7 protein-coding genes are annotated in these 8,944 nt (G+C 73.5%); 1 reads left to right on the forward strand and 6 read right to left on the reverse strand.

All coding sequences use genetic code 11. The annotated features are described in order from the left end of the window. The 3 genes from BZL64_RS26000 to BZL64_RS26010 all read right to left on the reverse strand — a co-directional run. On the reverse strand, nucleotides 1-650 hold a 650-nt coding region (locus BZL64_RS26000), incomplete at its 3' end, for a polysaccharide deacetylase family protein (protein ID WP_107430346.1). After that, complete coding sequence (locus BZL64_RS26005) at nucleotides 647-1,678, reverse strand: glycosyltransferase family 2 protein (protein WP_086771613.1); 1,032 nt, start codon at nucleotides 1,676-1,678, stop codon at nucleotides 647-649. The genes BZL64_RS26005 and BZL64_RS26000, both read right to left, overlap by 4 nt. Next, nucleotides 1,675-2,505, reverse strand: coding sequence for a glycosyltransferase family 2 protein (locus BZL64_RS26010; RefSeq protein WP_086771614.1), 831 nt, complete (start codon nucleotides 2,503-2,505; stop codon nucleotides 1,675-1,677). Before BZL64_RS26010 ends, BZL64_RS26005 begins: the two co-directional genes overlap by 4 nt. Before the next feature lie 655 nt (nucleotides 2,506-3,160). Here BZL64_RS26010 and BZL64_RS26015 point away from each other — a divergent pair. Then, a complete protein-coding gene (locus BZL64_RS26015) occupies nucleotides 3,161-3,967 on the forward strand; it encodes an SGNH/GDSL hydrolase family protein (protein WP_086771615.1) in 807 nt (268 codons plus the stop codon). A gap of 4 nt (nucleotides 3,968-3,971) precedes the next feature. On the opposite strand, the gene BZL64_RS26020 is transcribed toward BZL64_RS26015, so the two are convergent. The 3 genes from BZL64_RS26020 to BZL64_RS26030 are packed head-to-tail and all read right to left on the reverse strand — an operon-like array spanning nucleotide 3,972 to nucleotide 8,878. Next, the gene (locus BZL64_RS26020; protein ID WP_086771616.1) at nucleotides 3,972-5,600 is read right to left on the reverse strand and encodes a serine/threonine-protein kinase; all 1,629 of its coding nucleotides are present in this window, start codon (nucleotides 5,598-5,600) and stop codon (nucleotides 3,972-3,974) included. Nucleotides 5,601-5,651: 51 nt separating this feature from the next. After that, on the reverse strand, nucleotides 5,652-7,289 hold the full coding sequence (locus BZL64_RS26025; protein ID WP_086771617.1) for a sulfite exporter TauE/SafE family protein: 1,638 nt from the start codon (nucleotides 7,287-7,289) through the stop codon (nucleotides 5,652-5,654). Beyond that, complete coding sequence (locus tag BZL64_RS26030) at nucleotides 7,286-8,878, reverse strand: tetratricopeptide repeat protein (RefSeq protein ID WP_086771618.1); 1,593 nt, start codon at nucleotides 8,876-8,878, stop codon at nucleotides 7,286-7,288. The genes BZL64_RS26025 and BZL64_RS26030 overlap by 4 nt, the downstream gene beginning before the upstream one ends. Nucleotides 8,879-8,944: the final 66 nt, after the last annotated feature.

Below are 8,944 nucleotides of genomic sequence, written 5' to 3' on the forward strand. Positions count from 1 at the left end.
TCGGCGACAGCGCGCTGCGCGCCGTGCTGACCCGCTGCCGGGACATCGTCGCCGACGAACTCGCCGCCCTGCCCGTGTCGTTCGCCTACCCGTACGGCGGTGCGCACCCGTCTGCTGGAGTAGCCGTACGGGTAGGCGAACGACACGGGCAGGGCGCCGAGTTCGTCGGCGACGATGTCCCGGCAGCGGGTCAGCTCGGCGCGCAGCGCGCTGTCGCCGAGCTGGTCGAGCTGCGGGTGGGTGTGGCTGTGGCCGCCGATCTCGACGCCCGCGGCGGCCAGTTCGCGCACCTGCCGCCAGTCCAGCATGGTGTCGAGGCCGCCGCCGGTGTCGTACGCGCCCCGGAGCCAGCCGGTGGACACGAACAGGGTGGCCGGGAAGCCGTGCTCGGCCAGGGCGGGCAGGGCGTGGCGGTGCACGCCCTCGTAGCCGTCGTCGAAGGTGATCAGCACGGGCAGGGCTGGCAGCGGCCGGCCGGAGCGCCAGCGGGCCGCGAGGTCCGCGGTGGTGAGCGGGGTCAGGCCCCGGTCGGCGATCAGCGCCATCTGCTCGGCGAACGCCTCCGGGGAGACCGAGAGCGCACGGGTCGCGTCGTTCGGTTCGGCCGCGACCGCGTGGTACATGAGGATCGGGATCCGCGCCTGCGTCATGCGGCGGCCTCCCGGTCCGCCCCCGCGGGCGCGTCGATCCGTACGGCCGAGAACGTCGTCCCGTCGCGCCGCGCCCGCACGCTGCCCACCGCGTAGCCGCCGGCGGCCGTGAGCACCCCGGCGACGATGGCGCCCGCCCTCCGGGCTCCGCCGCGGCGGGCCAGCACCTGGTCGCGCAGCCCTCTGACCACCCCGGCCGGCAACACGCGTGTGGCGTATCGGCGTTCGGACTCCAGGCCCTTGCCGGCGCCGACACTGCGGGCGACGAGTGCCTTGGACAGGCCCTCGGCGTAGGCGCGGGTGCGGAAGTACGCGAACCGTTCGCGTACCTCGGGCACCTTGTGGTGGATCACCGCGCGGTCGTCGACGAGCAGGATCGCGTCGGGTCTGGCGCGGCTGAGCCGGATGCACAGTTCGGTCTCCTCGCCGCCCAGCGGCCGTCTGTCGCCGTCGCGGCCGATGCCGGTGGCGAAGCCGCCCGCGAGGTCGAACGCCGTCCGCCGGAACGAGGCGTTGCCGCCGAGGATGTTGCGCACCCGGGTCAGGCCGGGCGCCAGGCCCCGGTAGGAGCAGCCCACCACCCAGTCGAACTCCTCGGGGAACCAGTCGGGCCGACGCCCCGACGCCCACACCGGCTCGGTGCGGCCGCCCACGGCCATCACGCGCGGGTCGTCGTAGGCGGCGGCGAACCGGCGCAGCCAGTCGCGTTCGGCGACGGCGTCGTCGTCGAGGAAGGCGACGACCTCGCCGCGGGAGGCCGCGATGCCGGTGTTGCGGCCGGCCGACAGACCGCGCGGGCCCGCGTTCGGAAGCACCCGCACGCCGGTGACCTCCTTGTACTCCCTGGCCAGCCGGTCCAGGAGCACCGGATTGTGGTCGACGACCAGCAGGGTCTCCAGGGCCGGCAGGCTCTGCGCGCGCACCGAGGAGACCGCCGCGAGGATGTCCTCCCAGCGGTCCTCGGTGTAGACGCAGACGACGACGGAGATACCGGTGGAAGGACCGGCCGAGGTGTCGCCCGTGCTCAAGACACCTCCCCCCGGCCCGAGTCGAGAATCCGCGAACGACGCCCTTCGCGCCGCAGCGCCCGCCGGTTGGACCGCTCGCCGAGGATCACCCGCAGCACCCGCAGCCCGTCCCGTACGGCGCGCAGGTTGCTGACGCCGTGGATGCGCAGGTACTCGTGACTGGGGATCTCCTGCACCTTCAGCCCGGCCTTGACGACCCGGATGTTCATCAGGGTCTCGACCTCGAATCCGGTGCAGTCCAGGTCGATCTTGTCCAGGCAGTGCCGCCAGAACGCGTTGTAGCCGTAGCACAGGTCGGTGTAGCGGGCGCCGAACTTGCGGTTGACGATGGCGCACAGGGCGCCGTTGCCCAGCCGGCGGATGAAGGTCATGTCGTCGGTGCCGCCGCCGTTGGCGAAGCGGGAGCCCTTGGCGAAGTCCGCGCCCGAGACGAGGGCGGAGACGTACGACACGATCTCGCCGCCGTCGGCCGAGCCGTCGGCGTCGACCATCACGATGATGTCGCCGCTGCACGCCTCGAAGCCGGTGATCAGGGCGTCGCCCTTGCCCCGGCCCTGCTGTCCCACGACCTTGACGCCGGGCCACAGTTCACGAGCGACCGAGACGGTGTCGTCGGTGGAGTTGCCGTCGACCAGCACCACTTCGTGGATCCAGTCCGGCAGGCTCTTGAAGACGTACGGAAGGTTCTCGGCCTCGTTCATCGCAGGGATCACGACGCTCACCGGTGGCGTGATGGCCAGGTGTGAGGAGATGGGCCGGTACTGGCCGGCGGTCGACGGAGCCTGGCGGTCCTGGCCCGGTGTCGCCGGTTGAAGAACGGAACTCATGGGTCTGGTCCCTCTCGTCCGGTGGACCGCCCACCCCCGGGCGGCCCGGATGTCAGTCCGGTTCGAAAGGGGGGTTGTTTTGTCACCCCGGCCGCACGGCATGACGGAAGACCTCTCCGCAGGCCCTGCGACCCGGCACGGCGGAAGACGACTCCGCGCACGCCGGGTGAGCTGGCAAAGCTGGCCGGACACCGGAAAAAGACGGCGGCCGACTGCGCGGCACGACCCGGTCGGCCATGTGCGACCACCGGGCACGGCACCCCCCTACCGCGCCCCGCGCCGGAATCCATCGCGGTCCTCGAGCCCTCCCCTAGAGCCGCTTGCCGACGGTCCGATGCGGGTGAGATGTCTGACGGTATTGACCAATACACCTGTATGGCAAGACCTGGAACGAGGGCTCACCTTTTTGTTCGTTTGACCGTTACACAATGGCTCGTCCCGTTGTCGAGACCGGACATTGCTGATCAGGGACCTGACCGATCCGCACAGAACGAGGGTGTTGAAGGGCAGTCAACGGAATCCGGCACGGCCACGCAGCGCGAGGGATGGGGTGATTGATCACCTGACAACCCGAAAAGACTTGGCATGGACACTTCCCGTCAACACGCGTAGTTGCTACGACGGTTGTGGCAGAGATCCTGCTAAGGGAGGTTCCATGAGACGTTCCCGAATTGCCGTATTCGTCAGCTCGATCCTCCTCGCCGCCGGCGCCGCCCTCACCGGGGCAAGCTCGGCGCAGGGAGCCCAACTCGCCGCAACGGGCGGCTATGTGGCCCTCGGCGACTCCTACTCCTCAGGCGTCGGAGCCGGCAGCTACGTCAGCTCCAGCGGCAACTGCAAGCGCAGCACGAAGGCGTTTCCGTACCTCTGGAACGCCGCACACGCCCCCAGCTCGTTCTCGTTCACCGCTTGCTCGGGCGCTCGAACGGGTGATGTTCTCGCCGGCCAGCTCGCCCCGCTCAGCTCCTCCACCGGCCTCGTCTCCATCACCGTCGGCGGCAACGACGCCGGCTTCGCCGACGTCATGACCACCTGCGTCACCAGCTCCGACAGCACCTGCGTGAGCCGCATCAACACCGCCCGCGCCTACGTCGACTCCACGCTCCCCGGCAAGCTCGACAGCGTCTACTCGGCGATCCGCGCCAAGGCGCCCGCCGCCCGCGTCGTCGTCATCGGCTACCCCCGCTTCTACAAGCTCGGCACGACCTGCCTGGGCCTGTCCGAGACCAAGCGCATCGCCATCAACAACGCCTCCGACCACCTCAACACCGCCATCGCCAAGCGCGCCGCCGCCCACGGCTTCGCCTTCGGCGACGTCCGCACCACCTTCACCGGCCACGAGATCTGCTCCGGCAGCTCCTGGCTGCACAGCGTCAACTGGCTCAACATCGGCGAGTCCTACCACCCGACCGCCTCCGGCCAGTCGGGTGGCTACCTGCCCGTCCTCAACAGCGCCGCCTGATCCGTCACTCCGAGGGTGACGCGGAGGGGGAGGCCCCGCCCGACGGGGCCTCCGTCTCGCACGTCACCGAGAACGGCACCGAGTTCGACGTCGTACGGCTCGGCTCCCGCACCTCGACACCGATCGCGTTGCGGTACGTCCCGCTCTCGGCGTACGTCGTCACGGTCACCCGGTCCTGCCCCGACCTCCCGCCGCCCGCGGGAAGGTCCAGGGTCCTCCAGACGGAGTCCACCAGCTCCCCTTCCTCCGACACCCACCGATAGGACACCTGTGCGGGCAGCCGGCCCACCGTGAAGGTCGCCGTGAACGTCGGCGCCTGCGCGTCCGGCGGCGGGCAGGAACCCGAGTAGTCCGTGTGCGAGCCGGTGACGGTGACCGCCACGGACTGCGGCGGGGCCTCGCTCGTGGCGCTCTCGCTCGGACTCGGGCTCGGGCTCGCGCTCGGCGAGGGCCGCTCGCTTCCCGACGCCTCGCTCTCCCGCGGTGTCGCCGACGGAGTCACGCCCTGCGACTGGCTGTTGGCGACGTTCCCGTCGCCTCCGTCGCCCTTGCCCTCCTTGTCGAGCAGCGCGTACGTCAGCCCGCCGACCGCCAGTGCCAGCGCGGCCACGCCGGCGATCAGCACCCCGGCGCTACGCCGGTCGCGGCCGGGCCCGGTCCGGCCGGTGGCCCCCCGCGGATCCGACCAGGACGCGGCCGGACCGGGAACCGGCGCCGGCACCGGCTCGGTGCGCGACGTCGCGGGACGCCCGGCACCCGTCGGCGGATACGGCGACGCCGCCCGGAGCGTGCCGGGCCTGGCGGTCCCGCCCGAGGCGACGACCCGCAGGTCCCGCTCGGCCACCTCGGCCGGCACCCGCTCGGTGGGATCCTTGCGCAGCAGCCCCTCGATCACGGGGGCCAGCGCGCCCGCCCGGCGCGGCGGCGGCAGCTCCTCGTCGACGATCGCGCGCAACGTGCTCAGCGGCGTGTCGTGCCGGAAGGGGGAGTTGCCCTCGACCGCCGCGTACAGCAGGACGCCCAGTGACCACAGGTCCGACTCGGGGCCCGGCGTGCGGCCCAGCGCCCGTTCCGGCGCCAGGAACTCGGGAGAGCCGATGACCTCGCCGGTCATGGTGATCGCCGAAGTGCCCTCGACGGAGGCGATGCCGAAGTCGGTGAGCACCACCCGGCCGTCGTTGGACATCAGCACGTTGGCCGGTTTCACGTCCCGGTGCAGCACGCCCACCTCGTGCGCCGCGCGCAGCGCGGCGAGCACCTCGGCCCCGATGTGGGCGGCCTGGGCGGGCTCCAACGGGCCCTCGGTGTCCAGCAGTTCGGCGAGCGAGATGCCGCGCACCAGCTCCATGACGATCCACGGCCGGCCGTCCTGCATGGCCACGTCGTACACCGTCACGACATTGCGGTTCGCGACCCGGGCCGCGGCCCAGGCCTCTCGCTCCAGCCGGGCGTACAGCCGCTCGATGTCCGAGTCCGGCAGCCCGGCCGGGGCACGGACCTCCTTGACGGCGACCTCGCGGTGCAGCACCTCGTCCCGCGCCCGCCACACCGTGCCCATGCCGCCCTCGCCGAGCGGCGACAGCAGACGGTAGCGGCCCGCGATCAGACGCTCACTGCCCGGTTCTCCGGTCACCGCGCACCCCGCTCCCCCTTCGCATCCAGGTCGATACCTCCCCAACGTAGCTCAGACCAGTACGGATGCGGCCCCCTTGAGCACCAGCCCGGCCCCCAGCGCCACGACCACCAGCGCCGACCACAGAGGCAGGTTCCGGCGGACCAGCGCCACGGCCGGCCGGCCGGTCCAGCGCGGGCCCCGGTCCAGCAGCCGGGCGGCGCCCGTACCCAGCCTGACGACGGCGAACCCGGCGGCCGTCAGGGTGAGCGCCAGCCCGACCCCGTACGCGACGACGAGCAGCAGCCCGAACCAGGCGTGTCCGAGCGCCGCCGCGCCGACCAGCACGACGACGGCGGAGGGGCTGGGGACGAGCCCCCCGGCGAAGCCGAGCAGGATCGTGCCGCGCAGGGTCGGGGCGGCGGGGTGGGAGTGGGGCACACCGCCGTGGGTGTGCGTGTGGGTGTGCCCTTGATCGTGACGGTGGCCGTGGTGGCCGTGGTGGTCGTGCTCGTGGCGCTGGTCGTGGTCGTCGTGACTGAGGCCGTGGCCGTGGTCGTCGGCCTGGTGCGCGTGCTTCGTGGGCGCGCCGACGAGTGCCAGCTGACGGGCGGGCGGTTTCACCGGCTCGTGCGGGTGGGGGTGCGGGTGTCCGTGTCCGTCTCCGGGGCCGTGACCCCGGAGGTGCCAGGCACGTCGTACGAGGGTCGCGCCCGCGAACAGGACCAGGGCGCCGCTGGCCAGGCCGAGCCAGGCGACGACCGAAGGCGCGGCGGCCGAGCCGGCGGTGACCAGGAGACCGAGGGCGACCACGCCGAGGGTGTGGGTGACGGTGACCGAGGCGGCCAGGGGCAGGACGTCCTTGAAGCGGGCCCGGTCGCCGCGGGCGGCGGCGGTCGCCGCCATCAGGGTCTTGCCGTGGCCCGGTGCGAGGGCGTGCATCGCGCCGAGGCCGACCGCGAGGACCAGGGCCAGCGCGGCGAAGCCGAGGGTGAGGTGCTGCCGGGCGACCAGGCTGTCCAGGGCTCGCGTCCAGCGGTCCGCGCCGCGGGGTAGCACGGAGGCGGCGGGCGCGTCGCCGGCCGCCTCGGTGAGGGCCGGGCCGCCGGGGCGCACCCGCAGGGACGCGGCCGGGGTGTCGGCGGGGGAGGACAGCAACTCGGCCGGATAGCGGGTGAGTTCGTCCGACACCGACTCCCGCGGTACGTCCGAGTCGGTGAGCGTCATCCGGTCGCCGCGCGCGGTGATCTCACGCCAGCCGGGCCCGGAGGAGGCCCCCGCACTCCGGAAGGTGAGGGAGACCGGGGTGTCCTGGGGCAGCGCAGCGGTCAGCCGGCACTGCACGCGCAGGGTGTCGAGCCCCGCCTGGCCGGGCCGCAGGTCCGCCTTGGCGGCACCGGCCGCGAGGGTGACCGTACGGCCGTCGACGGTGAGGCGGCTGTCCTCGGCGGCCGTGGCACACCGCTGCCGGGCCCACTCGGCCAGGCCGAGCCGCTCGACGTCCGGCTTCGCCTGGGTCGCCGGGATCTCGGCGAGGTCCTCGACATGGTCCACGCGCAGCTGACCGGGGGCGGCCACGAGTCCGTCGTAGCGGTTGACGGTGAAGTTGCCCAGGGGGTGCGCGCTCGCACTGGCGGAAGGGATCAGGGCGAGCGCGCACCCGGCCGTCAGGACGGCCGCGCAGGAGGCGAACACACGACGGAGTGTCACTTGGCCGCCTCCAGCGTCTTCAGTGCGGTACGGGCCTCGCGGGCGCCGAGGACCGAGAAGCCGGGGTTGAGCTTCAGGGCCGCGGTGAGGTGGGCGCGGGCGTCGTCCGGATGACCCGTGGCGCGTTCGATCACGCCCCGGTGGTAGAGGAGAGCCGCGTTGCCGTAACCGGTCGCGGTGGCTTGCCGGGCGTAGGGGAGGGCCTCGTCGTCCTTGCCGTTGACGTGCAGGGCCCAGGCGAGGGCGTCGGCCGTGTGCACGGTCCGGCGGCGGTCCCACTCGGCGCGGGCGGCGCGCAGGGCAGCCGCCCTGTCGCCGTGGTCGGCCGCCGCGAGCGCGGTGTCGAGGTCGGCGTTGACGCCGTTGGCGCGGGCGAGGGCCGTCCAGGCGTCGACGAGCCGGTACTGGGCCTCGGCCTTCGCCGCGTCACCCTTGCCCCCGCGGGCCTCGTACAGCTCGCCCAGTTCGACGAGCGGACCGGGCAGCGGGAAACGGGCCACCACGTTCTCCAGTCCCTGGATCGCCTCCGCTCGACGCCCGCTCGCCGCCTGGGCGCGGGCGCGGCCCTCCAGCGCCGGGAGGTAGTTCTCGTCGGCGGCGAGGGCGCGGGCGTAGTGGGTGAGGGCGGTGTCGTAGGCGCCCTGGTTCCAGGCGAGCTGGCCGAGCTGGGTGGCCACGTAGGCGATGTCGCCGGGCGTGGTCGAGGTGGCCAGGGCCTGGTCCAGGACCCGGCGGGCGGTGGTGACGTCGCCGCGCAGCTCGTGGACGTAGGCGTAGCGGGTGAACACCGGCACGCCGGGCCGCCGTTCGTCGGCGGTGCGGGCGGCGGCGGACGCCTCCTCGTACCGGCCCAGCTCGACGAGCGCGTCGATACGGGAGCACAGGGCGCGTTCGTTGTAGGGGTTCTGCTTCAGGGCCCGGTCGGCGTGGGCGAGCGCGTCGCCGAACTCGTGGCGGGCCGCGGCGAGCGCGGCCCGGCCGGCGAGGGCCTGGTCGTTGTCCGGGCGCAGGGCGACGGAGCGGTCGAGGGCCTGCTCGGCCTGCGGGTAGCGGGAGGGGTCGCCCTGGGTGCGGGCCTGCTCGACGTAGGCGAGGCCGAGGGTGGCCCAGCCGCCGAAGTCGCGGGGCTGGTCGCGCAGATGGGCCTGGAGCGAGGCGACGCCGGTGTTCAGGTCGGCTCCCGCGAGCAGTCCGGGGGAGAGGGCGGCGGCCGCGGCGACCGGTGTCGCCCCGCCGTCCCGCACCGCGCCGAGCGCGATCGCCCCGGCGGTCAGGCCGACGGCCAGCATCGCGGCGCAGGCCCCGAGCTGCACGGACCGCCAGCGGCGGCCCGCGGCGGCGACCCGGCGGACGGCGGCGACCCGGTCGGCGTCGGCGTCGGCGGCGGATTCCGGGGTCTCCCCGGTTTCCCCGGCCGGCCCGGCCGCCCTGCTGCCCTCGGTGTCCGAGGCGTCCGCGGTCTCCGCGGCTTCCCCGGGAGTTGCCCCGGACGCTTCTCCGGACGCCGTTTCCGTCACCGGGGCGTTGGTTCCGGTCAGGGAGGCCGGCCGTTCACGCTCCGGTTCGCCGTCGTTCGTACGCGGGGCCATGCCCTCTCCTCGGTCGCCTGGGTCTGATCGTCCTGCGCAAGTGCGTGGGGGGTGGCGCGGCCCGCG

This window comes from Streptomyces bobili, assembly GCF_002154575.1.
GTDB classification, from domain to species: domain Bacteria; phylum Actinomycetota; class Actinomycetes; order Streptomycetales; family Streptomycetaceae; genus Streptomyces; species Streptomyces bobili.

What these genes read in the sequence shown, in the direction of transcription:
- BZL64_RS26010 (WP_086771614.1), bottom strand. Translation starts at nt 2,505, where the DNA reads ATGAGTTCCGTTCTTCAACCGGCGACACCGGGCCAGGACCGCCAGGCT.
- BZL64_RS26015 (WP_086771615.1), top strand. Translation starts at nt 3,161, where the DNA reads ATGAGACGTTCCCGAATTGCCGTATTCGTCAGCTCGATCCTCCTCGCC.
- BZL64_RS26030 (WP_086771618.1), bottom strand. Translation starts at nt 8,878, where the DNA reads ATGGCCCCGCGTACGAACGACGGCGAACCGGAGCGTGAACGGCCGGCC.